General features: G+C 42.2%; 24 protein-coding genes. 7 read left to right on the plus strand and 17 right to left on the minus strand.

Annotated features, from left to right (window positions below; all coding sequences use genetic code 11):
- The first annotated feature begins 113 nt into the window (after positions 1-113).
- A complete protein-coding gene (locus tag V7K73_RS25795; protein WP_334884303.1) occupies positions 114-278 on the plus strand; it encodes a hypothetical protein in 165 nt (54 codons plus the stop codon).
- 473 nt (positions 279-751) lie between these two features.
- Here V7K73_RS25795 and psaK read toward each other — a convergent pair whose 3' ends face one another.
- The gene (gene psaK, locus V7K73_RS25800) at positions 752-1,006 is read right to left on the minus strand and encodes a photosystem I reaction center subunit PsaK (RefSeq protein ID WP_334884305.1); all 255 of its coding nucleotides are present in this window, start codon (positions 1,004-1,006) and stop codon (positions 752-754) included.
- A 111-nt stretch (positions 1,007-1,117) separates the two neighbouring features.
- Here psaK and V7K73_RS25805 point away from each other — a divergent pair, with 111 nt between their 5' ends.
- Positions 1,118-1,750: a phosphoribosylanthranilate isomerase gene (locus tag V7K73_RS25805; protein ID WP_334884307.1), complete on the plus strand. Its 633-nt coding sequence runs from the start codon at positions 1,118-1,120 to the stop codon at positions 1,748-1,750.
- Positions 1,751-1,876: 126 nt separating this feature from the next.
- Here V7K73_RS25805 and folE read toward each other — a convergent pair whose 3' ends face one another.
- From folE to V7K73_RS25830, 5 genes are all read right to left on the minus strand, one after another.
- A complete protein-coding gene (gene folE / locus V7K73_RS25810) occupies positions 1,877-2,581 on the minus strand; it encodes a GTP cyclohydrolase I FolE (RefSeq protein ID WP_334884309.1) in 705 nt (234 codons plus the stop codon).
- A gap of 108 nt (positions 2,582-2,689) precedes the next feature.
- Entirely contained in the window at positions 2,690-3,415 is a 726-nt protein-coding gene (locus tag V7K73_RS25815) for an SDR family oxidoreductase (RefSeq protein ID WP_334884311.1), read from the minus strand.
- A 355-nt stretch (positions 3,416-3,770) separates the two neighbouring features.
- Positions 3,771-4,751, minus strand: coding sequence for an acetyl-CoA carboxylase carboxyltransferase subunit alpha (locus V7K73_RS25820; protein WP_334884312.1), 981 nt, complete (start codon positions 4,749-4,751; stop codon positions 3,771-3,773).
- A 262-nt stretch (positions 4,752-5,013) separates the two neighbouring features.
- Positions 5,014-6,033: a long-chain acyl-[acyl-carrier-protein] reductase gene (locus tag V7K73_RS25825; protein ID WP_334884315.1), complete on the minus strand. Its 1,020-nt coding sequence runs from the start codon at positions 6,031-6,033 to the stop codon at positions 5,014-5,016.
- Between the two features lie 124 nt (positions 6,034-6,157).
- Positions 6,158-6,856: an aldehyde oxygenase (deformylating) gene (locus V7K73_RS25830; protein ID WP_334884317.1), complete on the minus strand. Its 699-nt coding sequence runs from the start codon at positions 6,854-6,856 to the stop codon at positions 6,158-6,160.
- Between the two features lie 177 nt (positions 6,857-7,033).
- Here V7K73_RS25830 and V7K73_RS25835 point away from each other — a divergent pair, with 177 nt between their 5' ends.
- The 3 genes from V7K73_RS25835 to V7K73_RS25845 all read left to right on the plus strand — a co-directional run bounded on the left by V7K73_RS25835 (position 7,034) and on the right by V7K73_RS25845 (position 8,760).
- A complete protein-coding gene (locus V7K73_RS25835; RefSeq protein WP_334884319.1) occupies positions 7,034-7,861 on the plus strand; it encodes a carbohydrate ABC transporter permease in 828 nt (275 codons plus the stop codon).
- A gap of 162 nt (positions 7,862-8,023) precedes the next feature.
- Positions 8,024-8,437: an element excision factor XisH family protein gene (locus V7K73_RS25840; protein ID WP_334884320.1), complete on the plus strand. Its 414-nt coding sequence runs from the start codon at positions 8,024-8,026 to the stop codon at positions 8,435-8,437.
- A complete protein-coding gene (locus tag V7K73_RS25845) occupies positions 8,425-8,760 on the plus strand; it encodes a XisI protein (protein ID WP_334884322.1) in 336 nt (111 codons plus the stop codon). The genes V7K73_RS25840 and V7K73_RS25845 overlap by 13 nt, the downstream gene beginning before the upstream one ends.
- A gap of 454 nt (positions 8,761-9,214) precedes the next feature.
- Here the strand turns inward: V7K73_RS25845 and V7K73_RS25850 are convergent, their stop codons facing one another.
- The gene (locus V7K73_RS25850) at positions 9,215-10,246 is read right to left on the minus strand and encodes a hypothetical protein (RefSeq protein ID WP_334884324.1); all 1,032 of its coding nucleotides are present in this window, start codon (positions 10,244-10,246) and stop codon (positions 9,215-9,217) included.
- A 162-nt stretch (positions 10,247-10,408) separates the two neighbouring features.
- Here V7K73_RS25850 and moaA point away from each other — a divergent pair, with 162 nt between their 5' ends.
- Entirely contained in the window at positions 10,409-11,395 is a 987-nt protein-coding gene (gene moaA / locus V7K73_RS25855; protein WP_334884326.1) for a GTP 3',8-cyclase MoaA, read from the plus strand.
- 80 nt (positions 11,396-11,475) lie between these two features.
- On the opposite strand, the gene rpsD is transcribed toward moaA, so the two are convergent.
- Entirely contained in the window at positions 11,476-12,084 is a 609-nt protein-coding gene (gene rpsD, locus V7K73_RS25860) for a 30S ribosomal protein S4 (RefSeq protein ID WP_334858756.1), read from the minus strand.
- 465 nt (positions 12,085-12,549) lie between these two features.
- On the opposite strand from rpsD, the gene V7K73_RS25865 reads away from it, so the two are divergent.
- A complete protein-coding gene (locus V7K73_RS25865; RefSeq protein ID WP_334884328.1) occupies positions 12,550-13,239 on the plus strand; it encodes a hypothetical protein in 690 nt (229 codons plus the stop codon).
- Positions 13,240-13,726: 487 nt separating this feature from the next.
- On the opposite strand, the gene V7K73_RS25870 is transcribed toward V7K73_RS25865, so the two are convergent.
- The 9 genes from V7K73_RS25870 to V7K73_RS25910 form a co-directional block, all read right to left on the minus strand.
- Positions 13,727-13,939 carry a hypothetical protein gene (locus V7K73_RS25870; protein ID WP_334884330.1) on the minus strand — a complete coding sequence of 71 codons (213 nt, stop codon included), beginning with the start codon at positions 13,937-13,939 and terminating at the stop codon, positions 13,727-13,729.
- A gap of 29 nt (positions 13,940-13,968) precedes the next feature.
- Entirely contained in the window at positions 13,969-14,868 is a 900-nt protein-coding gene (hetR, locus tag V7K73_RS25875) for a heterocyst differentiation master regulator HetR (RefSeq protein ID WP_334884332.1), read from the minus strand.
- A gap of 1,619 nt (positions 14,869-16,487) precedes the next feature.
- On the minus strand, positions 16,488-16,673 hold the full coding sequence (locus tag V7K73_RS25880) for a hypothetical protein (protein WP_334884334.1): 186 nt from the start codon (positions 16,671-16,673) through the stop codon (positions 16,488-16,490).
- Positions 16,674-19,139: an EamA family transporter gene (locus tag V7K73_RS25885; protein ID WP_334884336.1), complete on the minus strand. Its 2,466-nt coding sequence runs from the start codon at positions 19,137-19,139 to the stop codon at positions 16,674-16,676. It lies immediately after the preceding gene.
- Between the two features lie 1,275 nt (positions 19,140-20,414).
- The gene (locus tag V7K73_RS25890; protein ID WP_334884338.1) at positions 20,415-21,701 is read right to left on the minus strand and encodes an inorganic phosphate transporter; all 1,287 of its coding nucleotides are present in this window, start codon (positions 21,699-21,701) and stop codon (positions 20,415-20,417) included.
- A 69-nt stretch (positions 21,702-21,770) separates the two neighbouring features.
- The gene (locus tag V7K73_RS25895) at positions 21,771-22,817 is read right to left on the minus strand and encodes a zinc-dependent dehydrogenase (RefSeq protein ID WP_334884340.1); all 1,047 of its coding nucleotides are present in this window, start codon (positions 22,815-22,817) and stop codon (positions 21,771-21,773) included.
- A 132-nt stretch (positions 22,818-22,949) separates the two neighbouring features.
- A complete protein-coding gene (locus V7K73_RS25900; RefSeq protein WP_334884342.1) occupies positions 22,950-23,174 on the minus strand; it encodes a hypothetical protein in 225 nt (74 codons plus the stop codon).
- Positions 23,171-23,452: a hypothetical protein gene (locus V7K73_RS25905; protein WP_334884344.1), complete on the minus strand. Its 282-nt coding sequence runs from the start codon at positions 23,450-23,452 to the stop codon at positions 23,171-23,173. The genes V7K73_RS25900 and V7K73_RS25905 overlap by 4 nt, the downstream gene beginning before the upstream one ends.
- 92 nt (positions 23,453-23,544) lie before the next feature.
- Positions 23,545-24,000, minus strand: coding sequence for a helix-turn-helix domain-containing protein (locus V7K73_RS25910; RefSeq protein ID WP_334884346.1), 456 nt, complete (start codon positions 23,998-24,000; stop codon positions 23,545-23,547).
- Positions 24,001-24,324: the final 324 nt, after the last annotated feature.

The following is a 24,324-nucleotide window of genomic DNA, read 5'->3' on the forward strand; positions in this document are numbered from 1 at the left end:
CGCCAGTAATTTTTATACTGCAATATTTGGGTATATATTTATACATATATTTCCGAGCATCAATTCAATAGTGCCGAGTTACGAAATGCTCTTATTTCTAGAATAGACAATTAATGCCTGTGAGCAAAGCTCTGAAGTGGGGAATTGGGCATTGGGCATCGGGCATAGGTTATTTCTTCCTTACTCTCCTGCCCATCATCTTGAGTGTGTTTGATGGAAAAATTGACCAATTATTCCTTGATGGTACAGAGCAACTAAATTCATTTATGGATAGATAAATTTTAAACTTTGCTTGGTTCAGAGCTACCGGATAAATCCTGGGGCATTAATTGCGAATTGCGAATTGCGAATTGAGAATTGGTTTGACCTTGATGACATCATGGTTCTTTCTCCTGCATAAATTAACTTACATAAGCCTTACAGAGGGGATTAATCCCGTTTCTAAAGCCATATTCCTCCGCTGATGAAGTAGTTGGAATCGTCTCTCAAGAGGAAGGTTAGTACCTCCCCCCTCAGTTAGAGTGACTACACGGAGGCTGACTGGCTAATGCTGATGAGTTATTTTGCTGGAGAAAGAACCAAAATCGTTTTTAGGAGTTTTGATATTGATTGCGGCGTTATATAACGGTTCTCGTTTACCGGAGGTACACCCGTAGGGGTACGGCACTGCCGTACCCCTAGACCTAGTGATGTAATGTTGTACCGCATGTAAATTTGAACCGCTATAAGTAACGCCTCTCTCATCGCAAAACTATAGACGACCGATGTTAGTCAGCCCTAAAACGATACCAACGCCAACAATATGACCAAAAGCCATCGCTGCAACGAATGTTGGAATACTAATCGGCAGGATGGGAAACTTGGGGCCAACTAGGGGTTTTTCGATCCTAGTACTTAGTAAAACCATTACTAAGCTGCTGATGCTGATGATGATGCCTACTGTAGGATTCCACGCAGGTGTTGCGGGAACAGTTGCGGATGCTGCTAGTAAAATAGATGAAATCAAGCTTTTGTCTCCTAAAATGTAGACCTACAAAATTATAAAATTACCAAGGCACAAAAGTTTTTCGGATAGTTTAGACTTTCTTGATAATTGTTTAAAATTTGTTGGATTTTCATGCGCGTTAAAATTTGCGGCATCACTCAACCACAGCAGTCTATAGCGATCGCCTCTCTGGGCGCAACGGCACTAGGATTTATTTGTGTGCCAACCTCACCTCGCTACGTGACTACATCCCAAATTCGGGCAGCAGTAGCAGAACTTCCGGCTCATATTGACACAATTGGTGTTTTTGCCAACGCTAGTATCCCCGAAATCAGTCAGATAGTTGTTGATTCTGGTTTGACTGGTGTCCAGTTACACGGAGATGAATTACCAGATTTTTGCTACCAATTACGTCAAGTCTTACCCAATATCGAAATTATTAAAGCACTGAGAGTTCGCAGTCTTGAGCATCTTGACACAGCAGCTAATTACATAAACTACGTAGATACTTTACTACTTGATGCTTACCATCCCGAACAACTTGGTGGTACAGGCAAAACCTTAGATTGGACAATGCTAGAGGAATTTAGCCCCAATTGCCCTTGGTTTTTAGCTGGGGGACTAACAGCAGATAATATTATCGAAGCTTTAAGTCAGGTTAATCCCAGTGGCGTTGATTTATCTAGTGGTGTAGAACGCGCACCTGGAGACAAAAATTTAGATAAAGTAGCCCAGTTGTTTGGGAAATTGGGGAGCAGGGAGTAGGCTTGCCCTGAGCCTAGCCGAACGGGAGTAGGGAGTAGCGGAAAATCACGAAAGGGAAAGCAAACAAAGAGTTATTATTCCCCTCATCTCCGTCATCTCCCTCATCTCCCTCATCTCCTCCATTCCTTAAAAGAATGCTGCTTGATGGCGAATTAAGCTAAAAAATTCTTCGCGGGTTTTGTGATCCTCTTGGAATGCACCAACCATTGCGCTAGTGACAGTCCAAGAACCTGGTTTCTGGACACCCCGCATCACCATACACATGTGGCTAGCTTCCATCACAACGGCTACCCCTTGAGGTTCCAGAATAGTCTGGATTGCTTCGGCAATTTGGCGGGTTAGTCTCTCTTGTACTTGTAAGCGACGGGAATACATCTCAACAATGCGGGCTAGTTTACTCAGTCCCACAACTTTTTGGTTGGGGATATAAGCAACGTGCGCTCTACCCATAAATGGCAGCATGTGGTGTTCGCACAGACTAAAGAAATTAATATCTCTAACTAGTACCATCTCGCTATGCCCTTCATCAAAGATGGCATCGTTAACGAGTTCTTCAAGGGATTGGGTGTAGCCACTGGTAAGAAATCGCATTGCCTCGGCCACTCGCTTGGGTGTTTTGAGGAGTCCTTCGCGTTCGGGGTCTTCGCCAACTCCCAATATTAGTGTCCGCACGGCGTTCTTCATTTCCTCCAGATGTTCCTCCTTTGGCGCGGACACATCGGCTTGTCGTCCGTTGTGGGTGTTGCGATCGGGTCTAGGAGTTATGGCTTCTGCCAAATCGGGAATCAAAGGCGATTGAGAGGAATTGGAACCGTTGGAAGCAATAGTCATGATTAAGTCTTGGTTATGGTTTGAATTTAGTTAGGAATTATGAGTTATGAGTTATGAGTTTATGAGTTAAAAATTCTAATTCCTAACTCCTAACTCCTAACTTCGCAATTAAAGTGAGCCGGCGCTGGGCATCAGGGTCAATTCATCAATAACTGCCTCTTGTGGTAAGAGAACTGTGTAGAGAATTGACTGAGCGACAATTTCCGGGGTTAACATTTTGGAACGGTCTAAGTTAGCATGGACTTTTTCTGTGTCCCAAAGTTCGGTATTGACTGCGCCAGGACAAATAGCTGTGACCCGAATGCCGTGGATGCGTTCTTCTTGTGCCAGGGTTTGAGAGAGGGCAATTAAACCAGCTTTGCTGACGCTGTATGCTCCCCAACCGGGAAACGGCTGCTTGGCGGCAATTGAGGCGACGTTGATAATTGTGCCTGTACCCCGATCGCGCATTGAAGGCAAAATCCCCACAATGCACCTAAACACGCTGGTAAGATTTAAGTCAATTACCTGCTGCCAGTCCTCTAGGGGGGTTTCGGTTAAGGTGCTTGTATAAGCAAGTCCCGCATTGTTTACCAGAATGTCTATATCACCAAAGTCAAGGGCGATCGCTTGGATCTTTTCTTTTACTTCAAAGATCCGCGCTAAATCTACAGCGTAAGCTTTCGCTTCCACTCCAGTTTGCTCGACTACTTCTCTTACCGCCTCCAATTTATCCAAAGAACGGCTGACTAAAGCGACATCTATTCCTGCTTTGGCAAAGGCTAAAGCAGTTGCTTTCCCAATTCCACTACTTGCCCCTGTAATCAGGGCGCGTCGTTTTTGCTCAACACTCATGGTGTCTCCCAATTTTTTGCCAGTTCTTAAAGCCTATTACCACCCAATTATCCACACTTCTCGGTTTGGATAGATTAAAGGAATCTAAAAATCTGATGAGTTTCATTAAGTAACTGCTATAATGCAGTGCAATAGTGCGCGTATTTTGGGTTTTACTAGTGAAGACAAAAAATCACCGCCAGGAAAGCCACGCCGTACACTCAAAATTAAATTACTTAATAACACAAAAGCTACTCAATCAAATTGAGTAGATTTACCAAACATGCAAATGCCTATGGCTAGATTGTTAAAAATCTTTAAGCACATAGGCAATTATAGCATTGCGGCTCTGCTAATCAATGATTGTGCAGCGCTGTTAGTGGTCAACTTCTGTAAAAACGCCAATTTTGCGGAATTTTTCATAGCGCAGTTGACGGCGTTCTGGAGCGGTTAGACGATTGAGTTCGTCCAAATTTTCTAATAGCACTTGCTTGAGAATGGTAGCGGCTTTTAAAGGATCGGAATGAGCGCCACCAGTGGGTTCAGGCAGTATTTGGTCGATAATTCCCAACTTTTTCAGGTCGTGGGAAATAATTTTTAGAGCAACGGCTGCTTGGGGAGCCTTACCAGCATCTTTCCAGAGAATGGCGGCGCAGGCTTCGGGAGTGGCGACGGTATAAACTGAGTGTTCAAACATGAGTAGGCGATCGCCTACACCAATACCGAGTGCGCCACCGGAACCGCCTTCACCAATAACTGTGCAGATAATTGGTACATCTAGGCAGAACATTTCCCGCAAGTTGTAGGCGATCGCTTCTCCTTGACCTTGGTGTTCTGCTTCTACCCCAGACCAAGCTCCTGGTGTGTCGATAAAAGTTAGTATTGGCATACTAAACTTGTTGGCGTGTTCCATCAACCGCATTGCTTTGCGGTAGCCGCCAGGGTAAGGCATTCCAAAGTTACGGGCAATATTGTCTTTGGTATCACGACCTTTTTGATGACCCAACATCACCACAGGTTGCCCACTCAGACGACCGACACCACCAACTAAAGCCGGATCGTCACCACCACAGCGATCGCCATGCAATTCCATCCATTCATCACTAATAGCTTGAATGTAATCGAGAGTACTGGGGCGACGCGGATGACGAGCGACTTGCAATCGCTGGGACGGGGATAGACTACTGAAAATTTCCTCACGCAGTTGCATGGCGCGTGCTTCTAGTTGACGTATTTGACCAGAAACATCTACGCCATTTTCTTCTGCAAGTTGCCGAATTTGATCGATTCGGGTTGCAAGTTCTGCTAAGGGCTTTTCAAAATCTAACAGTAGCGGTTTACGCTCGGTAGTTGCCATCGTAGGGGTTATCAATTACGAGTTATAAGTTTTTCAGAGTGAGGGGTGAGGGATGAGGAGTTAGGAGTTAGGAGTGAGGAGTTAGGAGTGAGGAGTTAGGAGTGAGGAGTTAGGAGTGATGAGTTAGGAGTGATGAGTTGTGGACTTATAAAAGTTATTAACTCTTAACTTCTAACTTTTAACTTTTAACTCCTAACTCCTAACTAACTCCTAACTCCTAACTCCTAACTCCTAACTAACTCCTAACTCCTAACTCTTACAGTTAAACCAGCAGTGGTCTAAATCCATGTTTTACTGATACCCGACCAATCTGCTCCATTTTGTCTACGGTAATCTGATTCCGTCCCCATGAAAAGTTCGTGTATAACTTCTCAAATTCCAGCAGCATTGATTCGGCAAAACAAGCAAACAACTGGCGGGCTGGAACGTCCATATTGACGATTTTCATAATTTTCCAGTCAATATCCAGGGAATGCTCTACAATTCCACCATTTAAGACGTGTACACCAGGATGCTGAATTTTCGTCGCTAAGTTTTTTGGATAACCACCATCAATCAACAAACAGGGTTGTTTCAAAGTGGCGGGTTCAATTTCTACGCCTCTGGGCATACTAGCAACCCAAACTACAACATCAGCTAGGGGTAGTGCTTCTGTCAAACCCATGATTTTCCCCCGCCCCAGTTCGCCTTGCAACTCTTTAAGACGTTCTTGATCGCGGGCTATTAACAGAAGTTCTTGAACATCTGTTTTCGCATCTAGCCAGCGTGTAACTGCACTACCAATATCCCCAGTTGCTCCACATATAGCAACAGTTGCTTTTGATAAATCAATTCCTAGTTGTTTAGACGCTTCTTCCACCTGCTTACAAATAATGTAGGCAGTATGAGTGTTTCCGGTGGTGAAGCGTTCAAACTCTAGTTTAATGTTGCGGACTTGGCTAAACTGCTCTAACTTAAAGTTTTCAAAAATAATTGAAGAAAATCCGCCTAAAGCTGTGATGTTAATGCCGTGCTTTTGTGCATGGGCCATAGCGTTGAGGATTTTGCGTGTTGCGGCTTTGATGCGGCGACTAGCTAGCATCTCTGGCAAAAAGCAAGATTCTACATACCGTCCTTCAATTTGTTGCCCAGTTACGCTGGTAACAATAATGCTATCAACAATTTGGGGTGGGGCGCTACACCAAAAGTCTAGCCCTTGATCGGCATATTCTGGGTATCCCAATTCTTGAGCTACCGATTGAGCGTGTTCTAAACTAGTCAGATGTCCAATTAGACCAAACATGTAGTGATTATTAGGCTTATGCTGTCTTGAAAGGGTGGAATTTAGTAGAGTTAGGAGTTGGGAGTTAGGAGTTAGGAGTACAACTCATAATTTCTCACTGATCATTCCTGACTCCTAACTTTTTTTAAGCGGCTATGAGTCCGTAGGCTGACAAGCGCATAATATCGCGTGTTGTAAAACCGATGTTACTTAATGCTTCACCGTACTGAATCATAAAGTCTTCTACTAAAGCATCTTTTTCCATTGCCATTGTGTGGGCATCACCCTCTACTTGGTTGAGCATTTTCCAGACTATGGGTAGGTTATGGCGATTTGCAAGTTCAAGTTCAGCTTTGGATTCTGTAAAGTGTTCTTTCAACCAAACTTCTCCAAAGTTGAGGTGACTATATTCTTCTTTGACGACTCCTTCAGTAATTTTACGGGCGAAATCGTCGGCAACGGGGATGTAAATGTTATATGCTGCGATCGCAAAACATTCAATAATCAAAGACTGAATCAATAAGCAAGTAACAACTTTTCCATCTGCTGCGGCTGTTTGGAAATTTTGGTGTAGTCCAGAGAAAAATTCCTTAGCAAATTGCAAATCTGGGGTTACTTGCAAATTCCGCCCACAAGCTTCAAATCCTTTCTTATGGCGACTTTCCATCTTAGATAGGCGAATCAATTCATCATGAGATTCTGGCAGCAGTTGCGCTAATGTGATGTAATTCTCATGGGCTTCTTGTTCCCCTTCAATCACGATCGCATTAATCCGGCTATAAGCATCTTTGTATGTTTCGCTCTTGAAATCTAATTCTTTAAATTCGTCTGTAACTTGCTGCATGGTATGTTTACTCCTCTAAAGGAAAGATTATTTGACACCAGGATTCAATTTACCGCATGAACTGAGGGTAATAATCACTGTGGTTTAATTTAACTTAACAAGTAGACTATGTTTATAGATTAACTGTTGCTGAGGGAGATGTAGTATTAGCAAAACAAATGCTTTGTAGCTTAAGTTATGTCTAAACCAAACCCGAATCTGAAATCTGGCGATTTTTTCAGCCTAGTACTCTTACTGCTAGGGGCATTTATCGTTCTACTACCTCTGTTTGTGGTCTTTCTCACCTCCTTTGCACCGACGGCCACCAGCCTGGAAAATTTGTCTAAAAATAGCTGGTCTTTAGCTAATTACCGCGTTGCATGGCAACAGGGAAAATTTTTACTGGCGTTTGCTAATTCTACCTTGGTAGCGATCGCTGTGACGGCGTTTCAGATTGTCACTTCTGCTTTGGCTGGTTACGCCTTAGCACGGCTGAAGTTTCGCGGCCGCCAAGCACTGCTATTGGTAGTTTTAGCAACTTTAGTAATTCCCTTTCAGTTATTGGTGATTCCCATCTTTTTGGTTTTGAAGTGGGGACACCTGATAAATACATACTGGGCGCTGATTTTACCCACTGCTGTCAACGGGTTTGGAATTTTCTTGTTACGTCAGTATTTCCAGACAATTCCGGTGGAGTTAGAGGAAGCCGCAGCCATAGATGGGGCGAACCGACTGCAAATTTTGTGGCGGGTGATGTTACCTTTAGCCCGTCCGGCGTTGGTGACGCTGTTTTTGTTCACCTTCATCGGTGAATGGAATGATTTGTTTAAACCTTTGGTGTTTACGACACGACCAGAATTAAGGACGGTACAACTGGCGTTAGCTGAGTTTCAAGAGCAATTTACGAATAATTGGCCGTTGATGATGGCGGCAGTGACAATAGCGACTGTTCCAGTCATGGTATTATTTCTCATTGGTCAGCGTCAGTTTATTCAAGGTATAGCTACGACGGGAATTAAGAATTAGTATCGCTAATGCAATCACTTTTATACAAGCGATCGCTATTTTATATTGTAGTATTGTATTCCTTTGTAGTTAAACGGATAATTTAAGCAAACTTTAGATTGAAATGTTGAGCAGTATTAAAAGCAACACAAGAGTCGGTTAGTGTGACTGCGCTGTAAAACTATGGCTCGTGATTTATTCCACAATATTGTGAGGTCTGGACTATCGAAAGAGGGTTGGGTAGTTACAAATGATCCGCTCAATATTCGGTGTGGTGGGGTTGATATTCAGATTGATTTAGGTGCAGAACGACTTATAGCTGCGGAAAAAGCAGGAGAAAAAATAGCAGTTGAAATCAAAAATTTTGTTAGTGCCTCAAAAATTTCCGAATTTCACATGGCGCTAGGACAATTTATTAATTATCGCACAGCGTTGCGGGCTGAAGAACCAAATAGAACCTTGTATTTAGCTGTACCCTTGGTAACTTATAATGATTTCTTTAACTTGTCTTTCATTCAAACTGTAGTCAATGAAAACAAATTAAAACTGATTATTTACAATGTAGAAACGGAGGGAATAGAACAATGGATAAATTAAATGAATATCGGACAAAAGTTAGGCAATTGTTAACTAAATATCTCCAGTTTAAGCCTAGTTACGGAGATGTAGAAGTGGAACAAATTTTTGATACAGAACATGACCATTATCAAATTATTAGCGTTGGATGGAACAATCAAAAGCGGATTTATGGGCCTATAATGCACATAGATATCAAAAATAATAAAATTTGGATTCAACAAAATACAACGGAGGCGGATATTGCTTTAGAACTCATGGAAATGGGTATAGATAAACAAGATATTGTGATTGGTTTTCATACTCCAAAAATGCGTCAATTATCAGGATTTGCTCTCGACTAAAGGATGGAATAATACTAAAAAAAATATATTTTAAGTAAGTGGGTCAAATTAAATATAAAACCTCACCCTACCTCCGGCTTCCCTCTCCTTACTAAGGAGAGGGATTGAGGGTGAGGTTTATTATATGTTTAATTAGGTCTACCTAATTATTAGGATATTAGGTAACAAAATAAATAATTGCTATTTTTGTATTTGTATTAAACTCGAAATGCTCTGTTCATAAAAATCATACATTATAAATGATTTAATTTTCGTAACTTCGCGGTCATACATGATGCCTACGGCTAGGCAATTGTTGTTACTGCTGCGATCGTTATGATCCCTACAAATGTCGCTGAGATATTCAAAACATCAGAAGCTGTTAACGATCCACAAACCCAAACTTTATCCCCAGTGAGGGAAAAGAGTTAAGGAGCAGGGGGAGAATAATTCTTGACTCCTAACTCCCCACTCCTTAACTCGTCTCCTGAATTTGCAGACGTATAGTGTGTTCAGTCGTACCACTAAGTTGCAATTCCATGATTTCACCACCCAGAGGTTCCAAGCAAGTGAGGAGCGATCGCAAGTTGGGTGTACTTGCACCTGTATCTACATATAATCGATCTGCTAAATTACTGATTCGTTTCCAAGTCATGTACAATTTAGCAATCGTTTGTTCAATCTGCGACGCTTGATTTACCAAATCAGCCGCAATGCTCAAACAGCCGACTCTTTGCGCTTCTTCTAAGGCTGTTTCAATATCAACATCTTCTTTCGTCAGCGCCTGAACTTGAGCCGCCCCTTTGAGATATTTGGCTAAATTACGCGCTTCGGTAGTTACCTGTTTGAGGGTATCGACATCAGGGTTAGCAGCTATTTCCTTCTGGATAAACTTTTGGTGCGATTCTGGCAGTTTTTCCATTTCCTTCACCAGTGGGGCAATGTAGCGTGGAGGAAGGGTGTTATCTGCGGCTTTTTCTTTGACTGCTTCGGGTAATAAATCTGAGGACATGGCTGTCCATTCATCGCTGAGTTGACGGACTTCGCGCCTGGTGATGCGATCGCCTTTTTGGGCGGCTTCACTCACCATCTGTTGCACTTCGGGGACTGCTTTGGAGGTTTCAACAAATGCTCGTTTGCTAAAGTTGTTCACAGTTGCGGGATCAAGCTTACCGTCTTCGATCAGTGTATCGGCACTATTCGCCAGTTGAATCCAGGAGTATGCTTGACTTTTGCTGATTTCCCGTTCTTTTAGCCATCGCAGAAAGCCAGTACCGCGTCCGTCACCACCGACTTTTTCTCTGTCGCGGATAGCCCGTAAAATTCGCCCCCGCCAGATTTCAGTTTGCAAATCAAAGCGATCGCATACTTGCCAAGCTACTTCTAGCTGCTGTTGAAAATCTGACTCTAGAATCTGTTCATCTTCTGGATCGGGCAGTTCAAAGCTGATATCTGCTGGCTGTAGTAAAGCAGCAGCAAGGTCGTTGATGGAGTCGGTGTCTTGCACGATTGATGACTAACGAGTGGATGCGATCGGCTTATTATGCCACAATCTGTGGACTCTCATTTAAGGGAGAGTACGGTATCTTGAGTTACAACAAATATAGTACGAAGGCGTAAACCACCTTTGTAAAGTCTTTAATTTATCAGAGACAATAAAAATAAAACGATGAATCAGGTAGACTACCTCCGCATAAGCTTAATTGATCGCTGCAATTTTCGTTGTCAATACTGTATGCCAGAGGGAGTAGAACTGGATTATATTCTCAAGCAACAGCTATTGACTGATGAGGAACTACTCACTTTAATTAAAGAGGTATTTATTCCAGTCGGCTTTAATCGGTTTCGTTTGACTGGAGGTGAACCCTTATTGCGTCCGCGTGTGGTGGATTTGATAAGTGCGATCGCAACTCTTCCCCAAACTCAAGACCTCTCAATGACCACCAACGGTTTTTTGCTGGCTCCGATGGCACAAAACCTCTACAATGCAGGTTTGCGACGAATTAATATTAGTCTGGACTCTCTTGATCCCGACATTTTTGATCAAATTATCGGTAATCAGGGGCGTTCTCGTTGGCAACAAGTTTGGCAGGGGATTCAAGCTGCCCATCAGGTCGGATTTGACCCACTGAAGCTGAATGTAGTGGTGATTCCTGGCGTTAATGACCACGAAGTTCTAGATTTAGCTGCCCTGACAATTGACAAACAGTGGCACGTTCGATTTATTGAATTTATGCCGATTGGTAATGTGCATTTGTTTGGCGATCGCGGTTGGGTATCTTCAGTTGAGTTACGGCAACAAATCCGCGATCGCTGGGGCTTGACAGAATCACAAGTTTGTGGTGCAGGACCTGCTGATGTCTTTCAAATTCCTGGTGCGAAGGGGACACTGGGATTTATTAGTCAGATGTCGGAATGTTTTTGCGATCGTTGTAACCGGATGCGCCTTAGTGCTGATGGCTGGCTGCGTCCCTGTTTATTAAACGAAACTGGTCAAATAGATTTAAAAACTGCTTTGCGTTCTGGTGTCAGCACTGCTCAATTACAAGAGCAGGTAAGGCATTTACTCGGTATAAAACCAGAAATTAACTATAAAGGGCGCGATTCTGGCATTTCAGGTACATATACCCGCACCATGTCGCAAATTGGTGGATGAAAATAGTTATGAGTTAAAAGTGAGGAGTTAGGAATTATCGTCTTTCAACTCATAACTCATAACTCCTAACTCCTAACTGTTTAAGCTTGTCGTGAGTAGTATTCCACCACAAGTAGTTCATTAACTTGTAGTGCCACCCATTCTCGCTCAATAACGCTGTTGACTCTACCAACCAACTTATTTTTGTCAAACTCCAAATGACTGGGGAGGTTTGCCAAACCGGGATATTGTAAGTTAGCTTCCACCAACTTCCGTGATTGGGCCCTATCCCTGACTGCAATTACTTCACCAGGACGGCATTGATAGCTAGCAATATTCACCACACGACCGTTAACAGTTACGTGACCGTGATTTACCAGTTGACGAGCTCCTGGGATAGTCGGGGCTATACCCAAGCGGAAAACGGTATTATCCAAGCGCATTTCTAGCAATTGCAGCAGTACTTGTCCGGTAGAACCAGTAACACGTCTGGCTTTCCGCACATAGCGCAGCAATTGCTTTTCAGTCAAACCGTAGTTGAAGCGGAGCTTTTGCTTTTCTTCTAAACGGATAGCATACTCAGAGCGCTTCTTGCGGTTCTGACCATGCATACCAGGTGGGTAAGCGCGTCTGGCGCTTTTACGAGTTAATCCTGGTAAGTCGCCCAAGCGGCGGACAATTCTGAGGCGTGGCCCTCTATATCGGGACATGAGTTTCCTTAATCTAATCCTGTTTAAACTTTACCCAAACATTCCATTTTGACATTCCCATGATTAATAATCAGAGGATTCTTGGTTCTTTGATGCTGCTTGCTTTGGTATGACGTATCATACCAATGTAGAGTCATCAACTTTTTCGCCAGTTGCTTTAAGTCGATACCGACACACTAGCTGCCAAGCCTGAATTCCGGCCTGTCACGCCGTACTCCTGCCAATAAGTTTTTTGTGTTTATTTAGTTTCATAGGCTACTCAATCATCAGATTGGTTTACGCAGTATTCTTACTCTGAAATACTTTTTACGTTGCCTACTTATCTTTCAAACAGTTATATTAACACAATTTCCGGCATAATTAATTATGTCTATACCTTGCTACTGTCGAAATTCTTTAATTACAGAGGATTTTTAAGATATTTGAGTTAGCATAACTTTGGGTGTTTGGAGAATGGCAACGTTAATGAGCAACAAAGCGGTTAATAGAGGTAAGAACAAACAAGCCAGTTCCACCTCCAGGATTTTAACAGTATCAGTTTTGGCTATAACTGGATGCTTGGCAACGATCTTACCCAATACAGCGATCGCTGCTTCCTACAACAATGATTATAGTGTCTGTGCGGGTCGCCTCCTAAAAGTGGGTGTAACGGCAGGAGCGGCATCACTTGGTTGTGCAGCAGCACTGCGTCCAAGGGATTTGGCTGCTTGCGTGGTAAAAATTGAGAAGGGAACCCAAATTGCCGCGACAGATGCGCTTTATTCTTGTGCGAGGGCCCGTCGTCCTGAGGAGTTAGCTACCTGTGTAGTTGGCGTCAGCTTAAGTACCAAAGAAGCAGTTAATCCGGCAGTTCTAGATTACTGTGGACGCAGTTTGTTACCCGTGCGCTTTGGGCAGTGTGTGGTTGGCTTGCGTAGTCAAATCGACTTTCCCGCTACACAGGCGTTAGATACTTGTATCAGTGCTGATGATAGTGTTATCGGTGCTTCATCTTCGTCTACACCGTCAACTATAATACCTGCCGGTTCAAGTCCAAGTTTAGAGACTACCCCATTTCCAACACAACCAAGTGTTCCAACGCAACAGGTTGTTCCAACGCAACCGTTTCTTCCAACACAACCGATTATTCCAACGCAACCGATTCTTCCAAGGTAACTCGGTAGGGCGAATTAATTACAATCCTTTGTAATTGACTGAAAATACAGGTTAATTAGTAGGGTGAATATTATAATATCCACCCTACTGATTTGTCAATTTTAAATTGATGGATAAGCTGTTCCACAAATAAACTTGCAGAAGCAAAAATATCTATATAAAACCATAATTGCCCTCTGCTTGGAAATTATCAGAGAGATCGGTCTAAAACCCTGTCATAAAGGACGGCTTTTTCCGAGATTTTGCTACAATAAGCTAACTCGCCATAAAGCATTGGGAGACTTCTTTTCGGACGTGGAGAGAATGTAAGACTACTTAGTAGCGAGTTTCGATGAAGCGTCAAGGAATCCTCGGTCTTTTAAGATAAGAAGGTATGTCAAGCAAAGTAAACACTTACAAGACAAAAGTCACAAGCGATTTGGTGACTTTCGTACTAAAATTACTAGTACAGTGTTACACTGTAAATATACCAAGTATCTCGCTACTTTTAAGCAACGGATAAAATCAGTGAAAAGCTTAGAAAGTAAGCTTTTTGAATTTGGCGTAGTGCTACTAGTAGAGTAGACACCCAAATAAACCACGATTTTATTACAGCCAGAAAGCCCAAAATTAAAGCATAGGTGACTGTTGAGAGCCAGTTGCTACCCTGACTTAAGGCTAAGAGCAAAGAAGTCGGCACTGCAAGGGCGTACTGGCTCAAGATTGACTTTTGATTTTTGCCGTATTGTACTAGTCTTCTCTTTGACCAAAAACTGTTTGTAAAATTACTGGAATACCTCCATCTTGGTGATATTTATCTGCCCAGGCACGGATAACTTCATCCAATTCTTCCATAGCTTGCTCCATTTTTTCTGGGAGGATATCAAGTTCTTCTAGCAGGCGCATGGCATTGCGCCGCCGTTCTGCCCAATTTTTCATCATGCGGAAATACCGAGCGGTATCTTCTACCATGATGTAAGTGCGTTCTTGATCGTCTGCGGGGGCATAAAAAGGACGGGTAAGAGCATAGAAGGGCATTCCCCAAGGAGAATCAATGCGTGTTACCGTTCCTGAGTAGAGCAGACGGCGCTTGATATGCTCACCCAAGGCTTCACTCAAAGGCATTTGGTGTTCGGGTGGCAAGTCTTCTTGCGATCGCTTGTGCAAAAACTCAATCAAATCCAGAAACTCAAAGGAGCTAACTAACTGGGCATCAGGTAAATTACTTGGCAGTTTTTGCTCAATTTGTCTTTTTTCTTCACTTGTCAGATTCGTACCAGGAACGCGCGATCGCCCCGGTTGCCAAGGATACTTTTCTAGCCAGACATAAGGCAATTGAATTAAATAGCGCGGTTCTTGAGAACCCAGCATCTTTAACAGTTTGCCTTCTGTTAGCGCCTGTCTGACTTCTTCTACAATAATTTTTACCCGTTTCGGCTCTAGGTGGTGCAAATGCCCTGTCATCCGCAGGTTTTGCCCCTGCTCTAGATAGGTCATGTAAATTGCACACTTTGCTGCTGTTGCAGCTGCGTCTAAAAATGCCCCATGCCTGTGCCCACTCGTCCGCATGGCACTAAAAGCCAGATAAAGCATGATCTGATCCATCGCACTGGGGTCAAGACGTTTGATCAGATCTATGTCGTTACTCATATTACAGACAATTCAATAGCACGTTTACACAATTTTTAATGGATTGAAAATAGGTAGTATACACCTGGCTGAAGGCGATGTTTTCACTTCAGACTATATTAGTATGCGATAACTATGAAATCCGTGGTAGTCCAAACTACCATTTTCACATATTTTCTGGTATTCAGGCAGATTTAGTTATGGTTGCTATAACTGTCTGGACTATCTAACCAAAAAATTAGAGATATCACCAAGTCGAGCTTGACGACGGTTTAAATCCCAAAAGTCAACTGTGTTGCAAGTAATTTACAAAGCTTTTAAGTTCTCTGGGGTCTTTCTCATCTTGCAAGAGTAACAACGTCAAGCTATTTACACCTTAATTATGGCACTATGCCGACTCGGAGTAAAAACTAGTTGGCGCGGTTCATCTGGGATATCTGTTACTCCAAAAAGATGGTTTTTATTCAGCTTTAGCGAATTATTTTTACCACACAAATGACTAGAAATAATTGGGACTGATCTAAAAAGAAATCGCTGACCAGGTGTAGAAACATTCAGAGGTTGAGCCACACGGCTCGTTGCAAACTATCATCTTGTTTACAACCTCATGTGATGTCTCACCCGTCTAAGCCGTTGGCTTGAGGGAAGATAGTAGACATCAAGTACAATTAATTCCAATTTACAAAATACCTGTTGTTTTTTCACATATCGCTCCTTATTATATCATTATTTTTTAATTTTGTCATAAATTTATGTGTTTTAAAATTTATAAATAATGCTTATTTAAATCTTTTATATCTTTGTTAAATCAAGGTTCTATAATATTTTATTTTCCTCCTAAATTCAATTCATAATTATCTTTTTATGTTGATAATTTTACACAGAAACCCTTGATTGAGTCTGAATTAATCGCATAGCTATTAGGCTTTGCTTATCATGCTAATAGCCGAATGATTAGTTATTAGCCCAATATATAATAAAACATAGTGGATTTTATTTCATGATTATTTAGATATTTTTTTCATGAAATAATTTTAATTTTTTATGATTTAACTAATTCATTGGCTACTTTTAAGTATATTTTTTACTCCCTGTTTTATATATTTGACGGATGTTGAATTATGTAAATAAAAAGAAGAGAATCCGCAGCAAGCGACGATATAAGCTTCTTTTTATAGGTATCTGAGCGATCGCAGACCAAATTCACTAGTACAGACTGACAGAAATAAATCTTTCATCTCACCAAACACAATAAGGAAGTGGGTCTGAATAATTAAAGGTTTCTAGTAAGCGCCTCTAGCCCTATTTTAAGGTCTGAAGGTCTACTAAAAGTTAATTTAAGTAATTTTACATTACTTAACATAGTTTAATTTATTCTTGCCCACTTAGTGAGTGTACCATGCTTAAAAACCGGGTTACTCTAAATACTTCTGCTAGTTCTTGATCTCTTAGTTCCAAAACGGGCTGCAATGGTCTTAACTCCTTGCTAATCTCGTGCTTGAGCAAGGCACTCGTGCTTAATTGCTTGAGTCAGTACTACTCATACTGCTTATATATACGTGTTTTCTCTACCTGTATCAGGCTAAATCTCTAAAAATATATTACTAGTCAAGTTATTCTGATTACTGCTGACTCATGTATTAAGTGTTATCTCCACCTATACAGCAGTCGTCAATTATTCGTAAAAACAGAGATCCCCGGCAACTTTTACGAAGCCGAGGATCAAGTTTTGTCACAGATGTAGGCGTATTTGCGTCAGGATTGATGCCCAGAGTGATGGGAGCTACTTTACCTCCCACCACACTTAAACTGATTGAAATCGTCATTTAATTGGTGGGGCTAGAGGGTTTAACCTGATTTCGCATTGTTTCAAAGCTGAAAGCAGCCGCGCCAAAGGTTACTAACAACACTCCCAGAATTTGCACAATATCCAAATTTTCTTGAATGATTAATCCAGCGAAAATCACGGTTAAAACTGGGATGGTACCACCGATGAGTGCCGATCGCGAGCCACCTAGTTTACTAATACCAACATTATTTAGCAAATAGCCCGCAAGAGTCAACACACCCAAAATAAATGCACTTAAAACCAGTTCCAGCATCTTAGAGGGATCAACTACCAAGTTCCAATCGCTTGGTAAAGGTAGCATCAAGCAGATAAAGCTCAACAGCAACATGGTGGCGAAGTTAATCAAAGTAAAAGTCACGGGATGCAGTTTGCTAGCACAAACCCGCGTCAAAATTATATAGGCTGCAAAAGCAACCCCGGAAAGAATGGCGGCGCTACTTCCCATTGAAATATTACCTATACCTGGGCTGGGAGAACCTCCCAAAACCAACAATTCACCGCAGCAAATCGCGGCGATCGCACTGATGCGAAATGTGGTAGGGCGATCGCGGAACAGAAACCACGACAATAAACCACTAACCATCGGATAGATAAAGAACAGTGCGATCGCCATTCCAGTTGTGACTTGAGCGATCGCAATGTATATGAGAACCTGAGACAAAAACAAAAAGCAGCCGCTCACAACTGACAACAGCAAAATCTGCTTGGTAGCTGCATTAGCAGGTGTGGGATTTCCTCTAACCGAAGCGGCCAAGTTTTCTAAGTCTTGCCATAAAGTTGGGTGTAGTATCGGAGATAACAATACCAGCAGTGGTACTACTACCATAAACCGTAGGGTCAAAATTAAGAAAGTATTACCCAAAGTCGGCGGCAGCAAGCGTTCTACCTCTAATACTCCAAAAATCTGGGAACCTTCATGGAAAATTATCTTGATGGCTACGTTGTAAAGCGACGATAGCACTGCGGATAAGACAATCAACAATAAACCGATTTGGAGCGACGATACACCAGAGGAATTGCGCGATCGGGGTTGTGGAGGTTTTGCTTCTGGCTGCGGCTCTACCGCAGTAGAAGGCGGGGATTTAACTTTGCTCTGTGACACATTCCTGCGAAGGAGAGAAATGGATTCAGCAGCGTTTCTCCTTCGTGAAGGTTGTATTGCTTCCGGCTGTGGTACAGATACAGTCGGGGGTTCTGATGTCGTTTCGTTTTCCGATAAGTCTTTATTGAGGACAGAAATTGGTTCAGCAGGATTCGGCTCTGATTTAGTTTCCGTTAGGGACAAGTCTTGGCTGGGAACAGAAATTAGGTTGGCGGCGTTTTCTTTAACAACGGTTGGCTCTGATTTAGTTTCCGTTTGCGAGGAGTCTTTGTTGGGGACAGAAATTGGGTTTGCGCCGTTTTCTCTAACAACAGTCGGCTCTGATGTCGTTTCCTTTTGGGAAGAGTCTTTGTTGGGGACAGAAATTGGGTTTACGCCGTTTTCTCTAACAACAGTCGGCTCTGATGTCGTTTCCTTTTGGGACGAGTCTTTAGTGGTGATAGAAATTATGTTAGCGACGTTTTCTCTAAGAACCGGCTGCTGTGATGTTGTTTCCCTTTGGGACAAGTCTTTGCTAGGGGCAGAAATTGGGTTTGCGCCGTTTTCTTTAACAACAGTCGGCTCTGATGTCGTGTCCTTTGGTGAAAATTTATTAGCAATGGGGGAAATTGGCTCAGGGGAATTTTTTACTGCTTCGCCAACCTGTGGCGGGGATGTCTCAAAAGAACTATTTTTTTCTGGCTCGGTAAATTGTAAAACAGTAGGTGTACCTGCTGTTGCTGGTTTGCGTGAAGCAACTTCTATAGTTTTTTCTAGTTCTCCATGCAGGCGATTAACAAACTCCGCCAAAATCGTTTCCCCTTGCTGCTGCTGGCTGTACATCCGTGACAACTGTTGGGAAAGATTACTTTGATAGTTCTTCAGTTCCTGTTGCAGCGAGTTAAAGGTAACAGTAACGGTATCATCCAAGCTGTCAAACATGTGTTCGACTTTTTCATTAATTTCACCTACTACATTGCTGCTTACTTCAGCCGACTTAAGCGCAGCTTGATCGTAAGACTTGCCCTCTACGGTTTGGTTAGCTAAAGTTGCTAAAGAGGATTGCAGTTGTGAAGATATATGCTTTGCCAGAACTTCTGCCAGTTGCCGAATTAACACTTGCTGCTCAGTAATTTGGCGCACTTGTTGTAAATGCTCTTTTTCTTGTAGCAAGCTTTGAATGTCATCAGATAACCGATTTTTTTCTGACTGAAGCCGCTTTACGTCTTCCTGCAATCCTCTGAGGACACTCTGCTGAAGATTTTCTAAGTCTTCAACTACAGCCCAAAGAGCATTTTCTGCTGCTCTGGATAGCTCGCCTCTGACTCTCGGGTTTTCTGGTTGCTTCTCGAATCGCCCCATTAGCTTCTAACCTCTAACACCTTGACGATAAAGCTGCTTCTGGTACACTTTATTGGCGCTCATACTAATTCTTGTATTTTGTCAGATAAATTAAAAATTTTAACAGCACTTCCGCATTTCAACGTAATTCTGTCATACTGAACACAACTTGGCAAAACATTAAATTTGTCCTACTGCTTGATACACAGTATTTTCTTGAGCATTGACAAGTATTTTGTGATTCGATTTTAGATTTTGAATTGTCCGTATGGCTGTAAGCCGCTTGAACTCGAACCTTTTTTGTTTTGGTCAGTTTAATTTAGATCAACTATTTGCTAATGAGATTTTTACTTTTAAATAAATCTCGCTGCAAATAAATATTTGTTGTTTTGCTACCAATAGTAATTGTCAAAGACTTGCAGATGGGTGCGTTATTGCCACAAAATTGTCTGACTTGCGAAATTAACTGTAAATTCGTGTGGAATGTAACTTGTGTGACAGTTTATATCTCTAAATTGAGATTGAATTATCTTTTTGTGGAAATTCAAAGTTACGCTATCCCCTGCACAACATTCTAATGAATGAGCAGCAGTTCTGCAAAAATAGGCTTTTTTGGGCAGCATCCCAATTTTGGCTTAAATATTTTCCCTCACCCCCAGCCCCTCTCCCGTATATGGGAGAGGGGAGACATAATTCTAGTTTCCCGAATCCCATCATTTGGGATTCGGGGTTAGAAGATGAGGACTATCAAGGTTTTTGCACCTGACGGGATGCTCCCCTTTTTTGGCGTTGTTGCAGTCGAGGTTCTGCTTTGAGTAGATGCAATAGAGCAAAAAGTTAGGAAAATATTAAGTAAGTGGGTCAAATTAAATATAAAACCTCACCCTCAATCCCTCTCCTTATTAAAGAGAGGGAAGGCGCAGGCAGGGTGAGGTTTGCTCTTATACTTAACAGATGTCCGTGGGTTGAAGTCCCCCGGTTAAATAAAAAAGCAAGTAATGCGATTGGGGTTAAATCGCACGTTGTAATGCGAGTCGGAAACCGTCCCCACAACAGCACTCTTCATTACAAAACAAAATTTACGAATTACGAATTACGTTCGCGCAGCGTGCCGGAGGCTCTATTACGAATTACGAATTATTTAATTACGACTAAGTAAATGGGCGCAAATAATCATCACTTGCTCGTAGTTGCGCTTTAGCGCTAAAGCGCAACTACGAGCCAAATACAGAGATTTTACTTTTCATTACATAGTTTGGTTTTATCTTGCCTACCTACTTATCTACTTAATAATTCTTAGAGAAATAAAATCCGGGCGATGCTAAAGATGGCAGCGCTAAGGACAGCACTCAGGGGGATTGTAATTAGCCATGCGGCGGCAATGCCTTTTAGTGTTTGAAACTTAATCGACTTGATATTTTGCACTAGTCCAATACCAACTACACCGCCGACGAGAGCGTGAGAGGTGGAGACTGGTAAACCTAATCGGGAGGCGATGAGGATGGTGGTAGCAGTAGCAAGTTCGGCACAAAATCCACTACTAGGTTGCAAGGCAATAATGTTTTCGCCAATAGTGGCGATGACTTTTTTACCCCAGACAGCTAAACCACCAACAATACCAGCACCACCAAGGATTAAAATCCAAATGGGGATGGTGATACTATCTGTAGGTACGCTACCAGTGCGATTGATGTAGACGATCGCAGCTAAAGGAGCGATCGCATTTCCCACATCATTAGAACCATGAGCAAAGGCGACAAAGCAAGCACTTAGTAGTTGGAAGCGGGCGAATAATCTTTCTACAGGATTTTGGATTGATGGTAATTCCTGAGTCTGGGGTGGAAATTTTTCCTCGATTTCCCCTAAATCTGCCAATTGTCGCCAACTAATGATTGTGAGTCCAACTGCTGCTACTGCACCGGTTAACAGTGGGATGTCGTGAGCGGGGATGTTGAAACCAAGCTCAATTACAAAATTGGTTAGCGGTTGAGTTAGTGATGGTAATACAATTACGCCAAATACACCTAGCAGTAGAGTAGTCAACCAGGGAATCCATTCTTGTAACTGCACTAGCTGATTGGGTTGATCTAAAATCCAGTGCTTGATTTGACTGTAGAATAAAGCAGCGATCGCACCACTAATTAATGGCGTTAAAACCCAGCCAATAGTAATCAAGCCTATTGATGACCAATCAATTGCACCTACTCCTAAAGCTACCCAACTAAATCCAGCGATCGCACCAACAACCGCATGACTTGAGGATACAGGTAAACCGCGTGATGTGGCAATTTGCAACCACACACCACAAGAAATTAGCACCGTTACCATCCCAACAACGAATATTTGGGGTGTAGCAGCGAATAAAGCGGGATTGGCAATTTTCGTTGCGAGAGTTTCCGTTACCTCATGTCCAAACAACACAGCACCCGTAAACTCTAATATCCCAGCAATTATTAATGCTTGTTTGAGGGTAACGGCTTTGGAACCTACAGAAGTTCCCATCGCGTTAGCAACATCATTTGCTCCGAGATTCCAGGCGACGTAGAAGGCTAGTAGGGCGACTGCAACTAGGGTAATAAGCATTTTGTTTGGGTTAGCAGGGGGAGATGAGGGAGCAGGGGGAGACTTGAATAATTCCCCCTCATCCCCCTTTTATGGATAAATTAAGATTTTATAAGTATCCGGTGTGGGTGCGATCGCAACTTCCACAGCTGCTGATAAATCTTTTAATGGATAGCGATCGCTAATCAACGCTTGTACGTCAATTCGCTGATTAAATACAATATCCGCTGATAGACTCTGAAGCCGATAAGATGAGCTATAACTCCCTATCAAGTCAATTTCTCGACGGTAGAGGATATTGGGATTAATCGGAATTTCCACCTCATCGGGGAATTCCGCGAAAAATAATATTTTGCCACCTTTGCGGGTACTATCAAGTGCTTGAAAGAAAGCTTTCTCGCTAGGAACAGCCAGCAGGGTAATATCAACACCCAGTCCACCAGTTAGCGCAGAAATTTTTGCTGGTAAATCGGGATCGCGAGCATCAAAAGCCGCCTCTGCACCGACACTCAAGGCTTTTTCAATTCTAGAGGGTAGTAAATCGGTAGCGATCGCTTTTGCTCCAAAATACTTCACCAACATGATAAACATTAACCCAATAGGCCCAGCACCAGTAACTAACACAGTTTGTCCTGGGGCAATTTGGGCTTTTTTCACAGCTTTCAAGCAGCAGTTAGTTGGTTCTACAAAACTCGCTTCTTCAAAACTGATATTATCCGGGATCGGAATTAGCCCGCCATTTTGGACAATATGTCCGGGAACCTTGACATAATCGGCAAAACCGCCGCCACTGGCGTTAAAGCCTGCGGTTGTGGAGATGTTTTTGTAGACATCGCACATGGAAAAATTATCATTTAGGCAGTAGGCGCAACGCATACAGGGGATGTGGTGCATCACTGCTACCCGTTGTCCAACTTGCCAACCTTTGACATTATTGCCTAGTGCTGCGATCGTGCCGGCAGTTTCATGTCCAAAAATGCGCGGCGGTTCATAAAGTGGATAACGAATTTTTTTAATATCTGACTGACACAACCCCACAACCCGCACCTGTACCAGCACTTCATCTGGTTCTAGGGTTGGAACTGGGATATCTTCGTAAGAGAGTTGATTAACGCCTCTAAATACCTGTGCTTTCACCTTGGTTTTTCCCCATTCAATGATACTAGATGTAACATTTAGTGGTTCAGATTAGGTTATCAAGTTTGGGATTTAATATTGCTTGTAAATCTTGGTGCTTCTCTACTGAGTTAGGACTTACGCAAAAACTCCTCAAACTCTTATTACTTCGTGTCCTTTGCGTCCTTTGCGGTTCGTTTTTCCATAATTTTGCGTAAGTCCTATGAGTAATTCTAAAAGTTCAAAAAAACTCATGGGTGACTTTTTGAGACTTTGAGACTGTCGTTGTAATACGCCAATCACTTGTTGCGGATAGAGATTATATAATTCAGTTAAAAACTCATCAGGAGATTTGGCTTTGATTTGCCAAGGTGTCAAATCCTGATCTGGAAAATCTTCAGATTTGAGGTGACAATTATATTAGCCTTAGCTACCACAGCAGCAGCCAAAACATGGCGATCGTTAGGGTGATTTGTCATTAATTGAACAATACTATCAGAAACTACGATTAGTGCTGTGGGAAAGGCATCTTTAATTCTCGCTTCCAGCCTCATAGCTTGGGTAGTTGTGAGTCTACTTGTATTTACTAGATTACGAGTTGCGCCATCAAGTATTTCTTGCGACCAATGTGGTACATATAACCTAGCCTCAGACATACACAATAGCGTATCTCGCAAGTACATAGGGAACAGTACACAAGAATCTAGCACAGCACGATACATAATACTCAGTAAATAATGAGAACACGCTACTCATAAAATCCTAACTCTTGGCTTTCAGCTATTAATTCATCTAGCAATTGTCTACGTTTCGTATCCCTTTCCTGTTTATATTTGATTAAATCCTCAAATTTCATCCGTCTATGAGTTCCTACCAGAATGTAAGGAAGCTCACCCTGCTCTAATAATTTAATCAGATAAGGACGTGATACATTCAACAAATCAGCCGCTTGTTGTGTTGTCAGTTCTGGGTTATATGTAACTATAGATACATTTTTACCTAATGCCATTGCTTGCACTACTTGACGTAATACACGACGGACAGAATCAGGAATAGTCATTTTTTCGTCGTTTGCGGCGACTAATTTCAGTTGACTATTTTCCTGATTAAGTATGCTTTCAAGTTGCTTTATAGCCTCAGCTTCGCCTTCTGTAATCACACTCGAATCAGTAGGCAGATTTTGGTTATACAAGAAGGTATTCATAGGAGGATTAGCTTGCTATTTTATTTTAATTATATTACACAAACGCAATAAACGAAATAAAAATCAAGTACCTGTTTGTATTGCAGGGGTAAAAAATAATTTATCTAATCTTGTGGTGGGGTAATATACCCACTTTTGTCTATATATTTTATTTTTGAAAAGCCAAGCTGAATGAAATATTAACAGATCAAGTTTTGGTTTTTAGTGTACTTAGCAAGACTCAAGTTGGATCAGGGCTATTTCATTCTAAAATGTGACGTTTTCAAAGTCCCTCTCCCAGACTTGGGAGAGGGATTTAGGGTGAGGGCAAAAACTACGGTTCTC

This window comes from Nostoc sp., from assembly GCF_036916975.1.
Taxonomy (GTDB): Bacteria; Cyanobacteriota; Cyanobacteriia; order Cyanobacteriales; family Nostocaceae; genus Nostoc.